This is a genomic window from Novosphingobium terrae, from assembly GCF_017163935.1.
GTDB classification, from domain to species: Bacteria; Pseudomonadota; Alphaproteobacteria; order Sphingomonadales; family Sphingomonadaceae; genus Novosphingobium; species Novosphingobium terrae.
Map to the genome: position 1 here is coordinate 823,085 of NZ_JABVZR010000002.1, position 20,711 is coordinate 843,795.

General features: G+C 64.8%; 14 protein-coding genes and 2 pseudogenes. 10 read left to right on the forward strand and 6 right to left on the reverse strand.

The features are described from left to right. Positions 1 to 54 precede the first annotated feature (54 nt). The 5 genes from HGK27_RS22135 to HGK27_RS22155 all read left to right on the forward strand — a co-directional run bounded on the left by HGK27_RS22135 (position 55) and on the right by HGK27_RS22155 (position 6,279). Positions 55 to 954, forward strand: a complete 900-nt coding sequence (locus tag HGK27_RS22135) for a CPBP family intramembrane glutamic endopeptidase (protein WP_206245027.1) — start codon at positions 55 to 57, stop codon at positions 952 to 954. A 74-nt stretch (positions 955 to 1,028) separates the two neighbouring features. After that, a complete protein-coding gene (locus HGK27_RS22140) occupies positions 1,029 to 1,535 on the forward strand; it encodes an RNA polymerase sigma factor (protein ID WP_206245029.1) in 507 nt (168 codons plus the stop codon). An 87-nt stretch (positions 1,536 to 1,622) separates the two neighbouring features. Beyond that, complete coding sequence (locus tag HGK27_RS22145; RefSeq protein ID WP_206245035.1) at positions 1,623 to 2,564, forward strand: FecR family protein; 942 nt, start codon at positions 1,623 to 1,625, stop codon at positions 2,562 to 2,564. A 125-nt stretch (positions 2,565 to 2,689) separates the two neighbouring features. Further along, positions 2,690 to 5,170, forward strand: a complete 2,481-nt coding sequence (locus HGK27_RS22150) for a TonB-dependent siderophore receptor (RefSeq protein WP_206245037.1) — start codon at positions 2,690 to 2,692, stop codon at positions 5,168 to 5,170. A gap of 5 nt (positions 5,171 to 5,175) precedes the next feature. Beyond that, a complete protein-coding gene (locus tag HGK27_RS22155) occupies positions 5,176 to 6,279 on the forward strand; it encodes a PepSY-associated TM helix domain-containing protein (RefSeq protein ID WP_206245039.1) in 1,104 nt (367 codons plus the stop codon). Positions 6,280 to 6,444: 165 nt separating this feature from the next. Here the strand turns inward: HGK27_RS22155 and HGK27_RS22160 are convergent, their stop codons facing one another. From HGK27_RS22160 to HGK27_RS22165, 3 genes and pseudogenes are all read right to left on the reverse strand, one after another. Next, positions 6,445 to 7,440: a TetR/AcrR family transcriptional regulator gene (locus tag HGK27_RS22160; protein ID WP_241127741.1), complete on the reverse strand. Its 996-nt coding sequence runs from the start codon at positions 7,438 to 7,440 to the stop codon at positions 6,445 to 6,447. A 105-nt stretch (positions 7,441 to 7,545) separates the two neighbouring features. After that, positions 7,546 to 7,668: pseudogene (locus HGK27_RS31460) on the reverse strand (hypothetical protein); the annotation flags it as partial. A gap of 7 nt (positions 7,669 to 7,675) precedes the next feature. Then, positions 7,676 to 8,866: a helix-turn-helix domain-containing protein gene (locus tag HGK27_RS22165; RefSeq protein WP_206245043.1), complete on the reverse strand. Its 1,191-nt coding sequence runs from the start codon at positions 8,864 to 8,866 to the stop codon at positions 7,676 to 7,678. A gap of 351 nt (positions 8,867 to 9,217) precedes the next feature. Between HGK27_RS22165 and HGK27_RS22170 the strand changes: the two genes are divergently transcribed. The 5 genes and pseudogenes from HGK27_RS22170 (at position 9,218) to HGK27_RS22190 (ending at position 15,676) form a co-directional block, all read left to right on the forward strand. Beyond that, positions 9,218 to 10,486 (forward strand): metallophosphoesterase family protein, encoded by a 1,269-nt coding sequence (locus HGK27_RS22170; protein ID WP_206245045.1) that lies wholly within the window; start codon positions 9,218 to 9,220, stop codon positions 10,484 to 10,486. Continuing rightward, complete coding sequence (locus HGK27_RS22175) at positions 10,486 to 11,829, forward strand: spinster family MFS transporter (protein WP_206245047.1); 1,344 nt, start codon at positions 10,486 to 10,488, stop codon at positions 11,827 to 11,829. Before HGK27_RS22170 ends, HGK27_RS22175 begins: the two co-directional genes overlap by 1 nt. A 169-nt stretch (positions 11,830 to 11,998) precedes the next feature. Then, positions 11,999 to 13,450 (forward strand): annotated as a pseudogene (locus tag HGK27_RS31465) (TonB-dependent receptor); the annotation flags it as partial. A 124-nt stretch (positions 13,451 to 13,574) separates the two neighbouring features. Then, entirely contained in the window at positions 13,575 to 14,372 is a 798-nt protein-coding gene (locus tag HGK27_RS31315; protein WP_274617189.1) for a TonB-dependent receptor domain-containing protein, read from the forward strand. Positions 14,373 to 14,392: 20 nt separating this feature from the next. Continuing rightward, entirely contained in the window at positions 14,393 to 15,676 is a 1,284-nt protein-coding gene (locus tag HGK27_RS22190; protein WP_206245055.1) for a metallophosphoesterase, read from the forward strand. A 307-nt stretch (positions 15,677 to 15,983) separates the two neighbouring features. On the opposite strand, the gene HGK27_RS22195 is transcribed toward HGK27_RS22190, so the two are convergent. Genes HGK27_RS22195 through HGK27_RS22205 form a run of 3 tightly spaced genes read right to left on the reverse strand, consistent with a single transcriptional unit; the run spans position 15,984 to position 20,496 of the window. Beyond that, complete coding sequence (locus HGK27_RS22195; protein WP_206245057.1) at positions 15,984 to 17,345, reverse strand: efflux transporter outer membrane subunit; 1,362 nt, start codon at positions 17,343 to 17,345, stop codon at positions 15,984 to 15,986. 17 nt (positions 17,346 to 17,362) lie between these two features. Continuing rightward, positions 17,363 to 19,294 carry a MacB family efflux pump subunit gene (locus HGK27_RS22200; RefSeq protein ID WP_206245060.1) on the reverse strand — a complete coding sequence of 644 codons (1,932 nt, stop codon included), beginning with the start codon at positions 19,292 to 19,294 and terminating at the stop codon, positions 17,363 to 17,365. A 2-nt stretch (positions 19,295 to 19,296) separates the two neighbouring features. Then, on the reverse strand, positions 19,297 to 20,496 hold the full coding sequence (locus HGK27_RS22205; RefSeq protein WP_241127744.1) for an efflux RND transporter periplasmic adaptor subunit: 1,200 nt from the start codon (positions 20,494 to 20,496) through the stop codon (positions 19,297 to 19,299). Between the last annotated feature and the right edge of the window lie 215 nt (positions 20,497 to 20,711).

Here is a 20,711-nt window from a genome sequence, read left to right on the forward strand (position 1 = left end):
AGCACTGGCAAGCCATCCATCCAGCCGACGATGTCAAAAACAGGGGCAACGAAGATGCGCGCCGAATTGCTGGGAACAGCATGGAACCGCCAGAGCCGGATCATCCTTGGCAACAAGGGCGTTCTGCGCCCCGGCCCCTGGATGGTGCTGCGCAGCCTGCTGTGGATGATCGCCCTGTTGATCGTAACAGGCGCGATCCTTTCCCTGCAGTCGCTCGTCACCTCTCTGATCCCGCATGCCACCGTGACCGTCGCTATGGCCTTTATCTGCACCGGGCTGGGCTTTACCGCCTATATCGCCCTCGTGCGTCAGGGAGAAAAACGCTGGCCCGTCGAACTGTCCACGGTCGGCTTCCTGCGCGAGTATCTGGCCGGTTTCCTGACCGGTGGCCTGATCATCGCCATGACGATAGGCTTCCTCTGGCTTGCTGGCGGCTATGAGATCAAGCCGGGGCGCTGGACAGACTGGCCCCATGACCTTCGCGAGGCAATCGGCACCGGCCTGCTGGAAGAACTGCTGGCGCGCCTGATCATCTTCCGCCTGCTCTCGCGTGCTTTCGGCATGGCAGCCGGGCTGCTGCTTTCGGCCGCAGCCTTTGGCGCAGCACATCTCTCCAATCCGCACGCCACGCCGCTGGCTGCTTTGGCCATCGCCGTGGAAGCCGGACTGCTTTTCGCCGGTTTCTATATGCTGACAGGCCGCATCTGGATGTCGGCCGGCATTCACGCCGGCTGGAACCTGATGCTGGGCGGAATTTTCGGGGCACGCGTTTCGGGCATGGCCAGTGACGGCAGTCTGCTGGTCAGCCTGCCCAGGCACGGATCGATCGATGCCCTGACGGGAGGAGGCTTCGGACCGGAAGCCTCGCTTCCGGCTGTCATCCTCGGCTTGGGCGCCTTTGCACTCATTGTCCGATTTCTGCCGAAATGCAGGCAGCCCCCAAAAAGCGATTAACCAGTTCAAGCGCCGCCATCTTGCGATTCACTCTCAACTCAGGCTAACCGGAGCGGCTCCATCTGGACCTGCCGGTGACAACCAACGCAACTGCCCTTTCCCGCCTGCTCATCGCCGAGCGCCAGATGCTGCTGCGCGCGGTCCGGCGGATCGTGGGCAGCGAGCCTGCGGCCGAGGATGTCGCACAAAGCCTGTGGCTCAAGATCCAGCGGATCGATGACGAACCGCCCATTCGCAACCAGCGCGGCTTTCTCTATCGCCTCGCCCGCAATCTGGCGCTGGACCAGATGCGTGGCGAGAAGGTTCGCGGGGCACTCTTCCTCGCAACCGATACGCCGCCCGATGTTGCCGCCGACGCGCCCTCCGCGCTGGCCACATTGCTGGGGCAGGAAGACCTCGCCCGCGTCGATGCCGCGATCGAAACCCTGCCGCCGCGCTGCCGCCAGGCGCTCTATCTGCGCCGGATCGAGCAATTGCCTGCCCATGAGGTGGCCCAGCGCATGGGCGTCAGCCGCCAGATGGTCGCGCGCTATATCGCGCAGGCCATGGAGCATCTGATGGATGACCCCGATGATGATTGATCGCAACCCCGCGGTTTCCATGGGCGCGCCGGAAACGTCTTACCTTTCAGCAGCGGTGCTCTACCGCCTCCGGCCGGACTTGCCTGCATGACTGACGCGCCCTCCCCTTCCCGAGCCATCCGCCGACAAGCCGCGCAGTGGCTCGCCCAGCGCGAAGCCGCAAGCTGGACGCCCGAAGCCGAGGCCCGCTGCGCCGCATGGCGCGCCGCCGATCCGCGCCATGAACAGGCCTATGCCCAGGCGCAGGCCTTGTGGGACAGTCTGGACGCCACAGTGCTGACCGAAACCATCGATCCCGAAGCACCGCTCGCCCGGCATCGTTTCAGCCCGCGCAATCTGAACCTCTGGGCGGCGATGGCCGCCGCGCTGGTGCTGGCCGTGCTGGGCGCCCCCGAACTGGCCGTCAGGCTGCGCGCCGATGCCATCACCGCCGTGGGCGAGCGACGCTCGGTCGCGCTGCCGGATGGCTCGATGGCGATGCTCAACACCGACAGCGCGATTGCGGTGGACAGCGCCAACCCGCGCACCATCCGCCTGCTGCGCGGCGAGGCGGCCTTCAGCGTCGCACCCGATCGGGCCCATCCCTTCACCGTCCTGTCGGGCGGAGGCAGCACCACGGCGCTGGGCACGCGCTTTATCGTGCGGCAGGACCATGACAACACGCAGGTCACCGTCACCGAGCATGCAGTGCGTATCACACGGGAAGCCCAGACGCGCGTGCTGCATGAGGGGGCACAACTGACCTATGGGCCGCACGGCATCGGGCCCACGCAAAATGTGGAGACAGATGATGCCGACGCCTGGATGCGCGGCCATCTGCGCGTGGTCAACATGCCGCTGGGGGCTGTTGTGGCGCAGCTCAACCGCTATCATCGCGGCTATATCGGGGTCAGCGCGGATCTGGCGCAGCGCCCTGTCAGCGGGGTGTTCGATATTGACGACCCGGTCGGCGCGGTCGATGTGATCGAGCGCACGCTGGGCCTTGGCTCCACCCGGCTGACCGATCATGTGATCCTGATCCATAGCTGACGGGCGACCTTCTCGCGAAAAAATTTGAGCGGCGTGGTTTCCCTTTTTTGCCCGCCATCGTCCTGCTTGTTGAAGGCAAGTCGCATTAGCGATAGCCCACATTCAAGAGCAGGACTTCAAAGACAGTGACGCCAAACCACACGACAAACCTCCGCGCCCGCCGGTTGAGGCGCGCCCTTGCCGCCAGCCTGCTGCTCTTGCCCTGTGGCGCGGCGCTGGTTCCGGCCCCCGCCGTGGCACAGGCGGCGCGCAGCTATGACATTCCCGCAGGCGCTCTAGCCACCGCGCTCAACCGCTTTGCCGAGCAGAGCGGCGTGCAACTGCTTTACGATGCTCCCCTCGCCCGCAACCGCCAGACCCCCGGGCTGCATGGCAGCTTCGGCACCGCCGAGGGCCTGTCGCGCCTGCTCGCCGGATCGGGCCTGGCCTATCGCCAGACCGGGCCGGGCATCTTCACGCTGGAGGCGGCGCCTGCCGCCCAGTCGGGCTCCGTCCCATCGGGCACGGTCCAGCTGGGCACGGTGACCGTGGAGGGCAGCGCCATCGATGATGGCAGCACCGCGCCCCAGACCGCCACCGGCCATGTGCGCGGCTATGTCGCCACCCATGCCGCCAGCGCCACCAAGAGCGACACACCGATCCTCACCACGCCTCAGGCCATTTCTGTCGTCACCAGCGATCAGATCAGGGCGCAGGGCGCGCAAAGCGTGCCTCAGGCGCTGCGCTACAGCTCGGGCGTTCAGGCCGAGCAGCGCGGCGTCAACACCGATGGCGAGGAGTATGTCTATGGCCGGGGCTTCCGGCTGGAGGAGTATCTCGACGGGCTGATCCTGCCCGATGTCGGCTACAACATCGCCTCTTACGAGCCCTATACGCTCGAACGCATCGAAGTGCTGCACGGGCCTGCCTCGGTGCTGTATGGGCAGGCCTACCCGGGGGGCATCGTCAATCTGGTCAGCAAGCTGCCGGGTGATACGCCGGTGCATGAGGTGCAGATCGGCGGCGGCAGCTATGGCCGCATTCAGGGCGGCTTCGATCTGGGTGACAGGCTGGATAGCAATGGCGATGTCACCTATCGCGTCACGGGTCTGGCGCGCAGCAGCGGCTCGCAGATCGACCATATCCGCACCGAGCGCTATGCCATCGCCCCCAGCCTGAAGATCAAGCTGGATGCGAACACCGATCTGACCCTGCTGGCCAACGCCCAATATGATCCCAAGGCCGGTTTCTACAATTTCGTGCCCTCGCAAGGGACGGTGACGGCCAACCCCAATGGCCGCATCCCCACCAGCCTCGACGTGGGCGACCCGACCTATGATCGGCACAGCCGCATGCAATGGGGCGGCGGCTACAGGCTGGAACACCGCATCGGCGAGACATGGGTGCTGCGCCAGAACCTGCGCTACACCCATATCGAAGACAAGCTGGATGCGCTGCTGGCCTATGGGCTGGGTTCGGACAATGCGACGCTCAACCGCTATGGCTTTATCAACCACGAGAGCCTCGGCCAGATCGCGCTCGACAATCAGGCGCAGGCCAAATTCAGCACCGGGGCGCTGAGCCATACGGTGATCGTCGGGCTGGATTACCGCAAGATCAACTACACCCAGAGCTATGGCTTCAACTTTGCCGCCCCTGCGCTCAATGTCTTTGCGCCCGTCTATGGGGTCAGCCTTGCCGCGCCTGCCTATTCCGGGATCGATGTGGTCGGGCAGGACCAGCTGGGCCTCTATGCGCAGGATCAGATCCATGCCGGACGCCTCGATGTGCTGGCAGGCCTGCGGCAGGACTGGGCCGGATCGACCGATCATGAGCTGGTCGGTGCCACCACCACAAGGCAGGTCGATCAGAAGCTGACATGGCGGGTGGGCGCGGTCTACAGCCTGCCTTTCGGGCTCTCGCCCTATGTCAGCTATGCCACCAGCTTCCAGCCCACGATCGGCGTGGCGTATAATGGCGCCACCTTCAAGCCGACCACCGGCCAGCAGGTGGAGGCCGGGCTGAAGTATCAGCCGCAGGGCTTCAACGGCTTTGCCACCATCGCCCTGTTCAATCTGCGCCAGCAGAATGTCACCACCAGCGATCCCGATCCCACTCACACCGGCTTCAGCGTGCAGACCGGCGAGATCCGTTCACGCGGGGTGGAGTTTGAGCTGCATGCCAATCCGGTCAAGCAGCTCAGCCTGATCGCGGCCTACACCTATCTCGACAACCGCGTGACCAAGAGCAACGACACCACCGGCGCCTTTGCCAACAATCTGGGCACGACGCCCTATGGCGTGCCCGCCAATCAGGCCTCTGGCTGGGCCGATTACCGCTTTGATGCGGGTGCCCTTGCCGGGCTGAAGCTTGGCGCGGGGGTGCGCTATGTCGGCTCAAGCTATGGCGACAGCCTGAACGACTTCAAGGTGGGCGCCTACACGCTGGCCGATGCCATGTTCAGCTATGAGCTGGGCCATGCCATCCCGGCCATGCAGAACTGGGTGCTGAGCGCCAATGTCAGCAACCTGTTTGACAAGCGCTATGTCTCCTATTGCCAGAGCGCGGCGCTCTGCGCCTATGGGCTGCGACGCAATGTGCTGGCCACGCTGGCCTGGCGCTGGTGAGCGGCATGACGGCCAGATCGATCCGGCGTTGGGCTTTGATCCATCGCTGGTCGAGCCTGGCCTGCACGCTTTTCCTGCTGCTGCTCTGCGTGACAGGCCTGCCGCTGATCTTCCATGACGAGATCGACGCGGCCGGCGGCAGGCTGGCTCGCGCGTCCTCCACGCCGGGCAGCCCGCCCGCCCCGCTGGATCGCGTGGCATGGCGGGCGGCGCAGGCCATGGGCACGCCCGTGCAGGTGTTCTACTGGAAGGATGAGGAGCCCGGCGTGGTTCATGCCGTCACCGGCGGAGGCGCTGACCTGCCGATGGATATGCATGCCGCCCGGCCCCTGTCCCCGCCTGACCGCAAGGGCTTGGACCTGATGGGCGCCATGCTGATGCTGCACAGCCGCCTGTTTATGGGGCTGGCGGGCTATGCGCTGCTGGGTCTTGCCGGGCTGCTGACTGTGCTGGCGGTGGTGTCTGGCGTGGTGCTCTATGGCCCCTTCACCCGCGATCTGCGCTTTGGGGAGATCCGTCAGGGGCGCTCGAAACGGGTCGCATGGCTGGATCTGCACAATCTGACGGGCATCGCCACCGCCATGTGGCTGGGGGTGGTGGCGCTGACCGGTGTCGTCAACACGCTGGAAGACCCGCTGTTTTTGCTGTGGCACGCCGGGGCGCCGCCTGTCGCGACCCGGTCCGGGCCCATGATCGCCATCCAGCAGGCCTTCGAGCATGCGCGGACCGCCGCCCCGGGCATGGTCCCCAACAGCATGATCCTGCCCGGATCGCCCCTAGGCAGCGCCAATGCCTTTATCGTCTGGGTGCATGGCGACAGCCCCCTGACCGCACGGCTGTTCCAGCCGGTCTTTGTCGATGCGGCATCGGGCAAAGCGGCGCTCGATCCCGGATTTCCATGGTACCTTAGGGCGCTCAATCTGGCCCGCCCGCTGCATTTCGGGGATTACGGAGGCTGGCCGCTCAAGATCCTGTGGGCCTTGCTCGATCTGGTGACCATCATGGTGCTGTGCAGTGGGCTCTATCTGTGGTGGGGCAAGCAGCGGCGCCCCCCAAACCCGGAGCGCCAGCATCGCAATACCGCCCCGACGCTGGAAACCGCAGCGTGAACCATCCAGACGTCGGTTTTATCGGCCACCATCGCTTTGGCCATGTTGTCGTGCTCGGTCGATGCAGCAATGATGGCACAATTTCGCCAACATGGCCGACATTCGCGAGGCACTACGGGCCTTCCCTGTTAACTACCGGCCATTCACCAGACCGGCAGCGGAACCTCAAAAACCCCACCCTTTTGCAGCGTCCGCCATCGGCCGAGATCGCAGCAAGGTCCGCAACGCTGCCCATTCAGATCCGTCCCGATCGAGATCGCCCGGTTGGGACAGGTCAATCCCGGCTCGCTGCATGCCAGAAAGAAGATCGGAAAAAATGGCGGCATCCAAAGGGGAAACCGTCACCTCCATACCCAGCATGTCTTGCAAAATCCGGCCGCTCGTGCGCCCGCGCAGATAGCGCAATTGCGAGGCAAAGGATTGAGATGTGCTCTCCCGGGCAACGGCAAGCATCAACTCCTCCATGGCCAGGCGCCGCGACACATGAATTTGCCCTCTGGAAAGATCCGCCTCATGCGCCTCAAGCGGCATCACCAGCCGGCTGTAAATGGTGTCGAAAGCCAGACGCGCCAGATCGGCGCTGGTCCGAAATCGACCTGAAACCATCCCGAGCGAGACATCCGCCCGGGCCGCGACCGAGCGATGCGTCAATCCCGCCATCCCCTGATGCTCCACGACATCGGCCGCAGCCGAAGCAATCCGTCGGGCCACGTCATCATGGTCAGGCAGGTGAGGCAGGGCATCCAGCGCTCGCTGGCGCGCCCTGAAGCGCCAGGGGCCTTCGACCGTCAACCGACCAATCAGCCAGTCGGCCCAACCCTGACAAAGTTCATCGAGGCAGGCCCGGTCGAGCACGCGCCGCCCGGGCAACATGTGCAGCGCCGCCTCCCCCTCGAAAACAGAACTTGTCCAGCGAGAATATGCGCCCACGCCGCACATATCGCATATGGCCTGCCAAAAGCCGCTCCACAGGGCCTGCCATTCTGCCCCGATGCCCTGATAGCCCTTTTCGCGTTGGGACAGCAGAAGGCCTTCGCGCCAGGCAAAGGCGAGGCGCCTTTCGCTCCACACCCATTCATCGATCAGGGCTGCCATGATCCGGCCCAGCCCATCCATGTGGAACGGCTGAGAGGCCGGATCAACCAGATGGCTCAGTTGCATGCTGCACCATTGCCTTGCCTCCTCCAGCGCCCGTTCCTGAGCGCTGACGAAAAGGTCATCGAGCGAGGCAAAGTGGTTGTAGAGCGTCGAAACCGGCACCTCGGCACAGCGTGCCAGCGCCCGCGCCGATATCGCCGCATGGCCCTTTGTCTGCCACAACGACCAGACAGCGTCGATCAAGCGGAGCCGAGGCGATGCCGCTTCGCGAGATGACGGGGTTCTGGACATGTCTGCCTCAGCGGGCGAACAGCGCCTCAAGCCGGAACCATGCCGCCTGCAGCATGGCCTCCTTCCGGTCTGCAGCAGGCAGGTGCGAAACGCGCCGATGGCGGCCTGTCACCATTGAGATCCACAGATAGCCGTCCAGCCGGTCAACGGCAAAACCGAGCTGCGCCAGCAAGGCCTCGGAGCCGACACCGCGAATGGCCAGCATGCGGTCGACCACCGGGCCAAGCACCGGATGGCGCATGCCCGAGCGCATGAGGACATCCAGAGTCGTCAGCGAGGTGCTGCCCTCTGCGGCGCTCAGGCTCTCGACCATTTCGGCGCGGCTGCGTTCCCGGCCTTCGTCGGTCATGGCGCGATAGGCACGGCTGCACAATTCCTCGAAAGCCGCGCTGATCAGCTCCTGTTTGGAGCCGAAGAAATAGGTGACGGCAGACAGGGAGACGCCGGCGCGCGCGGCGACATCCCGCTGGTTGAGGCGATCGGCACCCTTTTCGGCCAGCGCGGACAAGGCGATGTCGAGGATGCGCAGCGCCGTTTCATTGTAGCGGTCGGATGAGGCGTCGAATTGGGCCGCTTCCTGCATCCTGCTGGGTATCAGCACGATACTCTGGCCGGCCAGCCGCTGCTGCAGGCGCACAGCCGCACCCACAATCCAGGCTGACCGCAGCGCGCTGGTCGAGATCGACAAGGTGGTCGAGCTGAGCGCCAGCGCCAAATCCGCCCATAAGGCCCCCTGCTCCGGGGATGCGCCGAACATGGCCGTATAATCCTGCCAGAACGCCGCTTCCGCTGCCATCTCGTCCACGATGGCGGCTGCAACATCCGGCCAGTCGCTGGCAACGGCTTCCTGTTCGAGTTCGCGCAACAGCGAGAGCAACGGGCGCCCGTCCTCGATCCGGATCTGGAGCAGGGTGGCGAAGGCTCCGGCCAGATCGAGCCAGATCGGCAATTTGACGCTGGTTTCCTCGCGATGATGGGCGCGCCAGCCTTGAGAGGCCTCAAGCGCCTGAGCGCAAACGGCGGCGATCAGCTGCTCGCGATTGCCGAAATGGTAGTTGATGGCCGAAGCGCTGCCTCCCACGCGGCTGGCCACTGCTCTGGTGCTGAGCGCGGCCAGCCCTTCTTCCAGCGCGAGGTCATAGGCGGCGGCTTTCCAGCGATCGATGGCGGGAGAGCGAGAAGATTCAGACGCGAGCATCCCTGTTCTGTCGTTCAATTTCCCGCATGGCGCAAGCAAAAATGTCACTGAACAAATGGCCTAATTTTTCAACGCCATGCGGAGAGGACCATCGGACAAAGCTGTCAGGCCGATCTAAGAAAATTTTTGTGTCTTCATTTATATAACTGATATTTATGTATTTTATTTTCCAACCCTCTGTGCATCGCAGATTTTTCCGGTCAATACCCCACCAAGATCGCGCCGCTATGTCATGGAACTGTCAAGCGCCACACCTACTGAACAATCGTTCTGTTTATCGAGTCGAACAAGCGGCACCCCCATGCATGCCGCCAGCTCGCTCGAAACCCGATCGAAAGGATAATGACGACCATGGCAGGCAACACGCGCCCCACCCCCTTCAGCGTGGCGGTCATCTGCGACACGCAGAATTACGTCGACCATAACAACCAGCGCGAAGCCGGTTTTCCGCTCAATGCCCGCGAAATGCTGTGGGATATGATGAGCCATATCGCCCGCAACGCGCGCTCCAACGGCGGCGATATCGCCTTCGTCACCGGCCTCGGCGACAATTGGCAGCACCCCAGCGTTGCGGGCCCCGACGCCAGCCACGCCACCATCGGCGCCATTGCCAACCCGGTGATCGAGCGCATTCTGCCCGCCTCGCCCGAAGCCCTGCGTGAGGTCGAAATGCCCGCGGTCCGCCGCGCGTGGGAGATCGTGGCACAGGCCATGCCCTTCTCGGTCGTGCCCGGCAATCACGATCACGACCATCTCTGGACCGACCCCAATCACCCGCCGCTGATCTCCGACGCGCAAGGCGATGTGATCGATCTGATCGACCAGATCGGCGGCCTGCATGTCGGCGAACTGAACAACTGGACGCAGGTCTTCGGCAGCGACACGCCGATGTTCCGTGACAAGCCATGGTATGTGTCCTCCTTCCGCGATGGCGCCAACAGCGCGCAGCTGTTCGAAGGCGGCGGCTATCGCTTCCTGCATCTGGGGCTGGAAATGTGCCCCGACGATGCCGTGATCGCCTGGGCGCAATCCGTGATCGACAGCCATCCCGGCCTGCCCACCATCCTGTCGATCCATGAGTTCATCAACGAGGCGGCCGAGCGCAAATCCATCGCCGCGCTGGACCTCACGCGCATGGACCCGGAGCGCAACAGCCCGCAGGATCTGTGGGCCAAGCTGATTGCCACCAACGACCAGATCCTGATCACGCTGAACGGCCATTTCCACGGCGTCAACCAGCGGATCGACAACAACGACCATGGCCACAAGGTCTATCAGTTCCTTGTCAACTATCAGTCCCGCAAGCAGGCGCTCAAGGTCTCCGCGCCCGAGGCGAAGGTTCTCGATGGCCTCGGCGATGGCTGGATCCGCCTGTTGACATTCGATCTGGCCGGCGCAACACCGCGCCTGCGGCTGCGGGCCTATTCCGCGCATTACAAGGCCTTTGCCAGCGATCTGCCCTTCTACACGCAATGGTATGGCTATGAGCACCCGGAGATGAGCCCGGCCGACTTCCTCGCTCTCGACGAGGCCGAGATCCTGCTGGACGATTTCCGCGCGCGCTTCACGCCCATCGCCGACCCGGCTGGGCATGACGCCGCGCTGCTGGTCGCAGAATAATGTTCCGCCAAGCCGATCCTGTCGCGATGCCGGTGGAAAGCCGCGCATCGCTGGCTGCCCTGCCCGCCCCGGGCATGAGGATGGCACTTTACGTGCTGCTCCTCATGTCGCTCATCTCGCTTATCGGTTCGTATGACCGCTATCTGGTCGGCATTCTGGTGGAAAGCATCAAACATGATTTGAAGGTGAGCGACGGGCAGGTCGGCCTGTTGACAGGACTCGGCTTCGCGCTGGTCTACTCCTTGCTGGCGGTGCCGGTGGCGCGTCTGTCCGATGGCGGGCGGCGCGTGCCGGTGCTGGCTTGCGCACTCATCCTGTGGTCGATCATGACGGCCCTGTGCGGGGCGGCCATCGGTTTTCCCATGCTGCTGCTCGCCCGCATGGGCGTGGGCGTGGGTGAGGCGGGTTGCGTGCCCACCACACAGGCCATCCTCTCCGACCATTTCCCCGAGCGCTGGCGCGCCACGGCGATTGCCATCGCCACTGTGGCCAGCGGCATCGGCCTGATGCTGGCCGGGGTCTGCGGCGGCTGGGTGGCGGACCATTGGGGATGGCGCGCGGCCTTTCTGGTGGGGGCGGTGCCCGGCCCCGCGCTGGCATGGCTCCTCTGGGCGACACTGCGCAAGCCGGTGGCAGGCAAGACATCGCTGGAAGCGCCCACCCTCCCCATGACCATGCCTAACGCGGTCGGCACGCTGCTGCGCGTGCGCAGTCTGCGCCTGATCTATCTGGGCTATTCTTTGGCGACCATGGCCGCCTATGCCGCCATCGGCTGGATTCCCGCTTTCCTGATGCGCAGTCAGGGGCTGTCGGCCAGTCAGGTGGGGGCAGGCTATGGCTCGATCAACGGGATCACCATGATTGTCGCCTTGTTCGCGGGCGGCCTGTTGGGCGACATGCTGGGCCGGCGTGACCGGCGCTGGGTGATCTGGCAGATGGCGGGATGCTGCATTCTGGCCTGCCCGGTCACCGTGGTCTTCCTCCTGTCTCATGACCTGCACATGATGCTGTGGCTGACCGTGCCGATGACCTTGCTGGCGATGGGCAGCGGCAGCACGGTCTATGCCACCATTCAGGATCTGGCCGGGCCCCGCCTGCGGGCCACGGGCTCGGCGCTGTTCCTGCTGTTCTTCAACCTTGCCGGTGTGGGCATCGGCCCCTCGCTGGTCGGCTGGCTGAGCGATGCCCTGCATGGCCGGTTTGGCGGCGATGCGCTGCGCATGGCGCTGGTCGGCATATCCTTTACCTATGTTCTGGGCGGGCTGATCATTCTGCTGGCCCTCCCCTCCATCCGCCGGGACATGACCGAGGCCAGCCAGCGCGGCGCCCCCTCGATCGACTGACCCGGCCCCGATTTACTCACGACCCACCCCTTCATTCCGCCCGGTGACGCCGCGTCACCGGGGTGGCCGGACGCGCGCATGGCGCACCGGCCTTCCCTCACACACCAAGGAGCAGGCCATGGCCCGCATCGCATCATTCCACAGCTTTCCCTCTTGTTGCGCTCTGGCCATGGCCGCCGCGCTGATCGCCCCGGCGGCCCATGCGGAGGATGCGGCCACACCCGCCGCGCCCGCCGCAACCCAGAGCGGCGCCATCGACGACATCGTCGTCACGGCGCGCAAGGTGAAGGAGCGCGCCGCCGATGTGCCGATTGCGATCTCCGCCATCGGCGGCGACCGCCTGAGCCAGAACCAGCATATCCGCCTTGAAGACCTCAACCAGCTGGCCCCCTCCACGGTGGTGGTCATCACCAACGGGCACCAGACCACCATGTCGATCCGTGGCATCGGCAACAATCCGGGCTCGGACGGGCTGGAAAACAGTGCAGGCGTGTTTGTCGACGGTGTGTACCTCGGGCGCCCCGGCATGGCCTCGATGGACCTGATCGATATCAAGCAGATCGAGCAGCTGCGCGGGCCGCAGGGCACGCTGTTCGGCAAGAACACCACTGCGGGCGCAATCAACATCACCACCGAACTGCCCGATTTCAAATGGGGGTTCAAGGGCGCGGCCACTTACGGCAATTATAATTACAAGCAGTTTCAGGGCTCGATCACCGGGCCGATCACCCCGCAACTGGCCTTCCGCCTGACGGGCTATTCCACCACCCGCGATGGCGATGTCTATAATGTTTCCAACGGGCAATGGGTCAACAACCTCAACCGCAACGGCGCGCGGGCGCAGCTGCTGTGGACGCCAAGCAGCGATCTGAGCCTGCGCCTGATCGGCGAATATTCAGCCGAGCAGCAGAGCACCGGCGCCCTCGCCTCCATCCCCACGCTGGGCTCGCAAGGGGCGACGCTGGCGGCCAAGCAGGCGGCCATCGGCGGCACGATCATCACCAACCCCTATGTCGGCATGATCGCCAAGGGGCTGGTGGTCGATCCCACCGGCGCTTTCACCGCAGCGGGCGGCCCCTTGCAGACCGGCACCCGCCAAGGCGCGGGCTCGGCGGAAATCAACTGGAAGTTTGGCGGTTTCACGCTCACCTCGCTGACTGCTTTCCGCTATTGGCAGTATGACTCGCGCGCCGACAGCGACAGCAGCAGCGCCGATGCCCTCTATGGCGGCTATCACATTCAGGACCGCCAATGGACGCAGGAGATGCGGCTGGCATTCCCAAGGATCGGCAATGTCGATCTGATCGCAGGCGTCTATTACTTCAACCAATACGTCAAAACCGACGCCCATACCGAATATGGCGTGGATGCGCCGGCCTATCTGTCAGGCCAGTCGAATGCGACGCTGCAGAGCGAGGCGGCGCTCTATGCCTCGAACCCCACGGCCTATGCCGCCTATGCCTCCATCCCCACCGTGCTGGGCTATGCGGGCAAGAATGTGAACACCTATGCCGATCCGCTGACCCGCTCCATCGCCGCTTTCGGGCAGGCGACATGGCATGTCATGCCGCGCTGGAACATCACCGGCGGCGTGCGCGTGACGCATGAAACCAAGCAGGAAAACGTCTGGAGCGGCACCACCAACAATGATTGGCACGTCACGCCCGGCGCCGTCTTCGTCAGGATTTCAGACACGGCGCCAAGCTGGCTGATCTCAAGCGACTATCACCCCACCCCCTCCGCTGATGACCTATTTCACCGTCTCGCACGGGGAAAAGGCCGGGGGGCTCAACACGACGCAGGCGCCCGGCACGCTGCCGCTCGACCAATATGCCGTGCGCCCGGAAACCGCGACCAATTACGAGATCGGCCTCAAAGGCGACTGGTTCCACCACAAGCTGGCAGCCACCTTCGACCTGTTCCGCATGGATATCAGCAACTATCAGGCCAATGTGACGCAGGTGGTCGCCAATCCGTCTGGCGCGGGCGGCATGTCGATCATCAACCCCATCGTCAGTGCGGGCGCCGCGCGCACGCAGGGCGCGGAATTCGAGGTCACCGCCGCCCCGATGCGCGGGCTGAGCCTCCATGGTTTCGTCGCCTATAATGACGCCAAATATCTGTCCTACACCAGCGCGCCATGCCCGATTGAAGCGCCGACCGGCTCAACGACCTGCGACCTGTCCGGCAAGCCCATCGTTGGCGCGCCAAAATGGACGATGGGGTTGAACGGCACAGCCGAAACCCCGATCGGCAAGACGCGCAACGTCTATTTCAGCCCCGAAGTGTCATGGCGCTCTCACTATTATGGATCGAACGATGATTCGATCTATTCGATCACCGGCAATTACGCGGTGGTGAACCTGCGGCTCGGCGTCCGTGATCGCGATGGGCGTTGGGATCTTTCGTTCTGGGGCCGCAATGTCGCCAACAAGCGCCGGATCAACAATTACTTCAATTACGGATCGCTGGTGCCCGGCACGCTGGTCGCCTTCTTCGGCGATCCCGCAACCTATGGCGCAACCCTGCGCGTCAATCTGTGATCTTCAAAGGAAGCCAACCGATGACATTTGCCAAAGCCCTGCTCGCGGCCTCTGCGCTGATCGCCCTCTCTCCCGTGACGACAGCGCAGGCACAGGCTGCCAGTGACCAGAGTTTCACCATCGCGGTGATCCCCGACACGCAGAACTATGTCGATTTCAACCATCAGAAAAATGCCGGTTTTGCCTTCGATGCTGCGCCGATGCTGCTGGAACAGATGCAGTTCGTCGCCGATCACGCCCGCAGTCAGGGTGGAGACATCGCCTTCGTCATGACGCTGGGCGACGCCTGGCAACATCAGACCCTGCCGATCGACCCGCACAGCCAGGCCCTTGGTCTCAAGCGCGGCAACAATCCGATGATCGACGCCTTTCTGGCCCCCACCCCCAAGGTGCTGACGATCGAAGCCCCCAAGGTGAAGGAAGCCTATGAGCTGATCAACGGCAAGGTGCCCTTCTCCGCCGTGCCGGGCAATCACGATTACGATGCGCAGTTTCCGGATTCGAACCACCCGCCCAAACCGGTGATCAAGTCGGAGGAAAACATCGGCATGCTGCATGTCGGCGGGCTGGACAATTGGCGCTCGGTCTTTTCCGACCAGTCCGACTTCTTCAAGGGCAAGCCGTGGTATGTCGCCAGCCATGATGGCGGGGCGGACAACGCCCAGATCTTCACCGCGGGCGGCTACACCTTCCTGCATATCGGCCTGCAGTTCGACGCGCCCGAGGCCTCGCTTCAATGGGCGGAGGAGATCGTGAAGCGCTACCCCGGCCTGCCCACGATCATCTCCATGCATGATTTCCTGCAAACCGGCGGCGCCCGCGAACCCAATCCCATCGTCGACAATCACGCGCTCGATCCCGATGCCAACACGCCCCAGATGATGTGGGACAAGTTCATCGCCAAGCATGACCAGATCTTCATGGTCCTGTGCGGCCATGAACATGCCCAGTGGTTCCGCACCGATCCCAACCGTTTGGGCCATCCGGTCTATCAGTTGCTCTCGGACTATCAGGGGCGCCAGCAAACCGTGATCGACGCCGGGGCCAAGAAGACGATGGAAGGCATCGGTGACGGCTGGATGCGCCTGATGACCTTCGATTTCGCGAGCAGCGTGCCCAAGGTCAAGGTCCGCACCTATTCGACCCATTACAAGAAGTTCAGCAGCGAGATCCCGGACTATGCCGCATGGTACAAGAAGCAGGAACATCCCGGGATGACGGATGCCGAATTCAACGCAATGGATGATTTCAGCTTCGACCTGACCGATTTCCGGGCCCGTTTCGGAATGCCCAAGAGTCTTTGAATCCGGTCACTCGCAAGCACAGTTCTGACTAGAGCAGCTCCATGCGACTGAAGTCGATGGAGCTGCTTTCTTGCGTTGATGCGATGGAGTCGGGAAACCTGTATTGGAGATTCCAGCTTGCTCCTTATTCTTCCGCCAACAGTCGTGCACTTTTCCAGGGCACGCCCCCGAAAGCTGGCTTCCCTTCATCGCCCGCTGGACAGGCTTAGGTGTCGCAATGCGACAGCTATCACGAACTGCCGGGTCCCTGCTCTGCCTCTGGACCATGCCTCCCGTCAGAAGTCGCTGACGGTCCATGGCGGATCGTTCATACGCGCCATCCACCACCCAGCGCCGCATCCAGCGCCACCACCTCACGCAACTGCTCCGCCCGCGCACTGGCCAGCGCATCGCGCGCGGCAAACAGCGTGCGTTGAGCGGCAAGGATGGCTGTGATGTCCTCCTTGCCCGCCGTGTATCGCAGCTTGGCTTGATCGACCGCGCTCTGTGCCTGCTCGGCAGCCTCCTGCCTTGCCGCCACCTCGCGGTCGAATTGGCGCGTCGCCTTGAGGGAACGCTCCACATCGCCCAGCGCGGTGAGCACGGCCTTGCGATAGTCAGCCTCGCGCTCGCGCCTTCGGGCGATGGCGGAATCGCGCTGCCCGGCCAGAGCGCCATGGTCGAACAAGGGCTGGGCCAGACCGGCCATCAGCGTGTAGAGCGCCTCGCTGGGCCCGGTGCCCACCTGCCCCCCGCCGCTGGCCGACAAGGTGATACGCGGCAGCATGGCGGCCCGCGCCGCAGCCACATCGGCTCCCGAAGCCGCCAGCGCGGCCTCGGCGGCGGCAACATCCGGACGCCGCGTGAGCAGCTGGGCAGGCAGGCCGGGATGGGGCAAGGTGGGCATGGTGATGGCCTCCAGACCCGCACCACGCACCGCAAAGCCCTGTGCCGGGCGGCCGAGCAGAATGGCCAGACTGACCCGCGCCTCATTCTCGGCCCGTTCCAATGCGGCCATCTGCGCCTCAACCTGCGCCACCAGAGCACGCTGGGCCGCAACATCGCCGGGCAAGGCCTCACCCGTTTTCAGCAACGCCCGGGTCTGGGCAAGCAACCCCTGCGCCGCCTCCAGATCGGCGCGCGCAAGGGCCTGCCTCTCGCGCAGTTCCATCAGGGTCAGCCACCCCTGCACCACCTGCGCGGCAACGGAGAGGCGCACCGCCTGCGCATCGAAGCGACTGACCGCCAAAGAGGCCCTTGCCGAGCGCGCCTGCGCCCGCAACCGGCCCCACAGATCGGCCTCCCAACTGGCGGCAACCTCGGCATAGGCGAAATTGCCGCTGGAGGCCCCGCTGCTGCTGTTGGCCCCTTGCCGCAACCCCTGCGCGGACAGGTTCACCGCCGGCAGCTGAGGCGCGCGCGCGATGCGCAAGGCCCCGCGCGCCTGATCGATCCGCGCCATGGCTGCAGCGATATCGGTGTTTTCGTCCAGCGCCTGAGCCACCAGACCATCCAGCTCCTCGCTGCCGAAGCCGTGCCACCATTCCGCATCGGGCCAATATGCCTCGGTTTCAGCAAGGCCGGGGGTGCCAAGGCTTACGGGCAAAGCCATGGCGGGAGGCGGTGCCTCCTGCGTGGTCGAACAGGCGGACAGGGCCAGCAGCGCCAGGCTTAAGGGAAAACGGCGCATCCTCATGTCCTCTGCCCTCATGTCCTTTGCAGTGCCACCACCGGATCGAGCCGCGCCGCGCGCCGCGCCGGGCTGTAACCGAAGACCACCCCCGCCGCCGCCGCCGAACCGAAGGCGATCAGCGCGGCATGCAGCGTGAAGATCACCCTCGTGCCGATCAGCACCGCCGCCAGCCCCACCAGATGGCCAAGCACCAGCCCGGCCACGCCGCCCACGCCTGCCAGCAACACGGCTTCGGTCAGGAACTGGCGCAGGATGTCTCCGGTGCGCGCGCCGGTGGCCATGCGGATGCCGATCTCGCGGGTGCGCTCGCTTACGGTGGTCAGCATGATGTTCATCACGCCAATGCCCCCCACCAGCAGCGAAATGGCGGCGGTGAAGCCCAGCAGCATGGTCATCGTGTCGGCGGTCTTGCTCTGGGCCTGCACGGCGGCGGCCTTGTTGAAGATGGTGAAGTCCTGAATGTGATGCTTGTCGGTCAGCACGGTGGTGATGATCTTGACCGTTTCGTCCGACTGCGCGGCATCCTCCATCAACACCGAAAGCCAGGAGACATTGGGCGTGCCGAAAATCCGCTGACTGCCAGTGGAAAAGGGGATGGCGATGGTGTCGTCATCATCGGCATCGCCCGACAGCGCGCCTTTCGACGACAGCACCCCCACCACCTGAAACGGCACATTGTTGACCAGAATAAACTGGCCCAGCGGATCGCTGCCATCGGGGAACAGCTTGTCACGCACCTTCACACCGATGGCGGTGACAGCGGCGAGGCCGCGCTCATCCTCGGGGGTGAAGAAGCGCCCCTGCCCCATCGGCCAGTTGAGGATCAGCGGATACTCGCTGGTGACGGCGGTGGCGCTGGTCTGCGCATCGATGTTGCCGTGGCGCACCGTCACATGGCCCGTCAGGTAAGGCATGGCGGCGCGGACATTCGGCAGGCCGCGAATGGCCTCGGCATCCTGCGCCGTCAGCACGCCGCCGGGACCGCGCGGATTGCTGCCGCCCGGCTCGACATAGAGGCGCGCCGTGCCGAACAGCGCCACCTGATCGACCACCGTTTGCCGCGCGCCCTGCCCGATGCCGAGCAGGGCGATCACCGCGGCCACCCCGATCACGATGCCCAAAAGCGTGAGCGCCGTGCGCGCCGGGCTGGAGGCCAGCGAGCGGCGCGCGGCTTTCAACGCTTCGGCCACATCGGCCATCAAGGGAGCATCGTGGTGATCGGAGGGAGCGGCGGCAAGGGCCTTGCCCCGCGAGGGCGCCCGGCCTGTGTCGCTCACGATGCGGCCATCCGCGATTTCGATGCGGCGGTCGGCGGCCTGGGCCACATGGGCATCATGGGTGATCAGGATCACCGTATGGCCCTGCCCGGCCAGCTCCGTCAGCAGCGCCATCACTTCGGCGCCGCTGTGGCTGTCGAGCGCGCCGGTCGGTTCGTCGGCGAGGATCACACGCCCGCCATTGATCAGCGCGCGGGCGATGGAGACGCGCTGCTGCTGCCCGCCCGAGAGCTGCGAAGGACGATGATCGGCGCGCGTCGCCAGCCCCAGCCGGGCGAGCAGGGCCTCGGCTTTCGCGGCGCGGATCTCTGGCGGGGTGCCGGCATAGATCGCCGGGGCCTCGACATTTTCGCGCGCCGTGGCGCTGGCGATCAGATTGTATTGCTGGAAGACGAAGCCGAAAGCCTCGCGCCGCAGAGCCGCCAGCGCATCACGGGAAAGATGGGCGGTATCTGCGCCCTCGAAGGCATAGGAGCCCGCGCTGGGCCGGTCGAGCAGGCCGAGGATGTTCATCAGCGTCGATTTGCCAGAGCCAGAAGCTCCGATGATCGCCACGAACTCGCCCGCATGGATTTCCAGATCGACGCCGCGCAGCACCTCCACCGCGCTGTCGCCGCTGCCATAGCTGCGGCGCAACCCGCGCAGGGCGATCAGCGATGTATCGCTCATCGTCACCAGCGCAGGCTCAGCAGGGATGGTTCGCCGCCCGGCTTGCGCCCCGTCACCACGCGCTCGCCCTCGGACAGGCCCGACAGCACCTGAGCGGTGAAGCGGTCATGCGTGCCGATGGTGATGCTGCGCGTCTCCAGCCTGCGCCCGCTGACGACCTGAGCGGTGTAGCGGCCCGGCTTGTCGGTCAAGGTCAGGGCGGTCATCGGCACGGTGGGGCGGCGATGCGCCGAGGCGGTGATGAAGAAGACCTGAGCGCTCATCTCCGGGCGCAGCAGGCCATCGCCATTGGGCACATCGAAGAGCGCCGTATAAAGCACCACATTGTTGGCCGAGGCGGCTGCGCTGGCAGGCTGGGCGCCGGCAGCATCGCTGGTGACAGGCTTGGGCGGCGCGGGCAGGATCTGGCGCAGGCGCGCGCTCCAGCGCCGCTCGCCATAGCCCAGCGTGGTGAACCACAGGCTCATACCGGGTTTCAACTGGCCGACATCGGCCTCCGAGACCTGTGTCCAGACCGTCATGGCGGAGAGATCGGCGATGCGCAGCAGCACCGGGGCGGTGTAATTGGCGTTGATCGTCTGCCCCTGCCGTACATCGACCGACACCACCGTGCCGCCCATCGGCGCATAGATGCTGGTGTAGCCAAGCTGGGCGGCATCCGACTTCAACGTCGACTCCGCCTGAACGATCTGGGCGCGGATGGCCTGCGCCTTCGCCTGCGCGGAGATGGCATCACGCCGGGCCTGATCGAAGACATCCGTGCGGGTGGCATTGGCGGCGCGCAATTGCTGCTGGCGGGCCAACTCGCCCTGCGCATAGTCAGCCTGCGCCTGCGCATCCTTCAGCGTGGCGATCAGCCGGTCACGTTCGGCGCGGTCGGACTCGAGCCGGGCGGCCTGCACCTGCGGGTCGATCTCGGCCAGCAATTGGCCCGCCTTCACCTGATCACCGGGCTGGACCAGCAGCCGCTTCAACTGCCCCGAGGCCTGAGCACCCACATCGACATAGGTGCGCGGCTGAAGCTTGCCCAGGGCCGAGACCGTCTCCTCCACATCGCCGCGCGTCACCGTGGCGGTTTCAAAACCCTCGGCGGGATCGGCCATCAACCGCGAGGCCCCCAGCCAGAGCAAGACCAGCAACCCCAACCCAAGGGCCAGCCACAGCCAGCGGCGGCGCGGGATAGAAGGAAGGAAAGCGCTCATGGCCGGGCCGCGCGGGGTTGGAGGCTGGGCAAGGAAGGTGCTCCGGCACTGTCAGTGGATAAAGAACTCGACCGGCACGACCCGTTCGAGGGTTTCGCCCGGCCTGTCCTCAGGCGGCTTGGGCAGGGCGTCCGTCCATTGCAGTCCAAGACATCATCACCTTTGTTCCATCGCGGCTGATGCGGCATCCCGGATATGAGATCGCCTCGCATTAG

Excerpts from the sequence above, each read along its gene's own strand:
- HGK27_RS22145 (WP_206245035.1), top strand. The coding sequence starts at position 1,623 with ATGACTGACGCGCCCTCCCCTTCCCGAGCCATCCGCCGACAAGCCGCG.
- HGK27_RS22165 (WP_206245043.1), bottom strand. The coding sequence starts at position 8,866 with ATGCTCGCGTCTGAATCTTCTCGCTCTCCCGCCATCGATCGCTGGAAA.
- HGK27_RS31315 (WP_274617189.1), top strand. The coding sequence starts at position 13,575 with ATGACCTATTTCACCGTCTCGCACGGGGAAAAGGCCGGGGGGCTCAAC.
- HGK27_RS22155 (WP_206245039.1), top strand. The coding sequence starts at position 5,176 with ATGACGGCCAGATCGATCCGGCGTTGGGCTTTGATCCATCGCTGGTCG.
- HGK27_RS22135 (WP_206245027.1), top strand. The coding sequence starts at position 55 with ATGCGCGCCGAATTGCTGGGAACAGCATGGAACCGCCAGAGCCGGATC.
- HGK27_RS22170 (WP_206245045.1), top strand. The coding sequence starts at position 9,218 with ATGGCAGGCAACACGCGCCCCACCCCCTTCAGCGTGGCGGTCATCTGC.
- HGK27_RS22205 (WP_241127744.1), bottom strand. The coding sequence starts at position 20,496 with ATGAGCGCTTTCCTTCCTTCTATCCCGCGCCGCCGCTGGCTGTGGCTG.
- HGK27_RS22175 (WP_206245047.1), top strand. The coding sequence starts at position 10,486 with ATGTTCCGCCAAGCCGATCCTGTCGCGATGCCGGTGGAAAGCCGCGCA.
- HGK27_RS22160 (WP_241127741.1), bottom strand. The coding sequence starts at position 7,440 with ATGCAACTGAGCCATCTGGTTGATCCGGCCTCTCAGCCGTTCCACATG.
- HGK27_RS22190 (WP_206245055.1), top strand. The coding sequence starts at position 14,393 with ATGACATTTGCCAAAGCCCTGCTCGCGGCCTCTGCGCTGATCGCCCTC.
- HGK27_RS22200 (WP_206245060.1), bottom strand. The coding sequence starts at position 19,294 with ATGAGCGATACATCGCTGATCGCCCTGCGCGGGTTGCGCCGCAGCTAT.
- HGK27_RS22195 (WP_206245057.1), bottom strand. The coding sequence starts at position 17,345 with ATGCGCCGTTTTCCCTTAAGCCTGGCGCTGCTGGCCCTGTCCGCCTGT.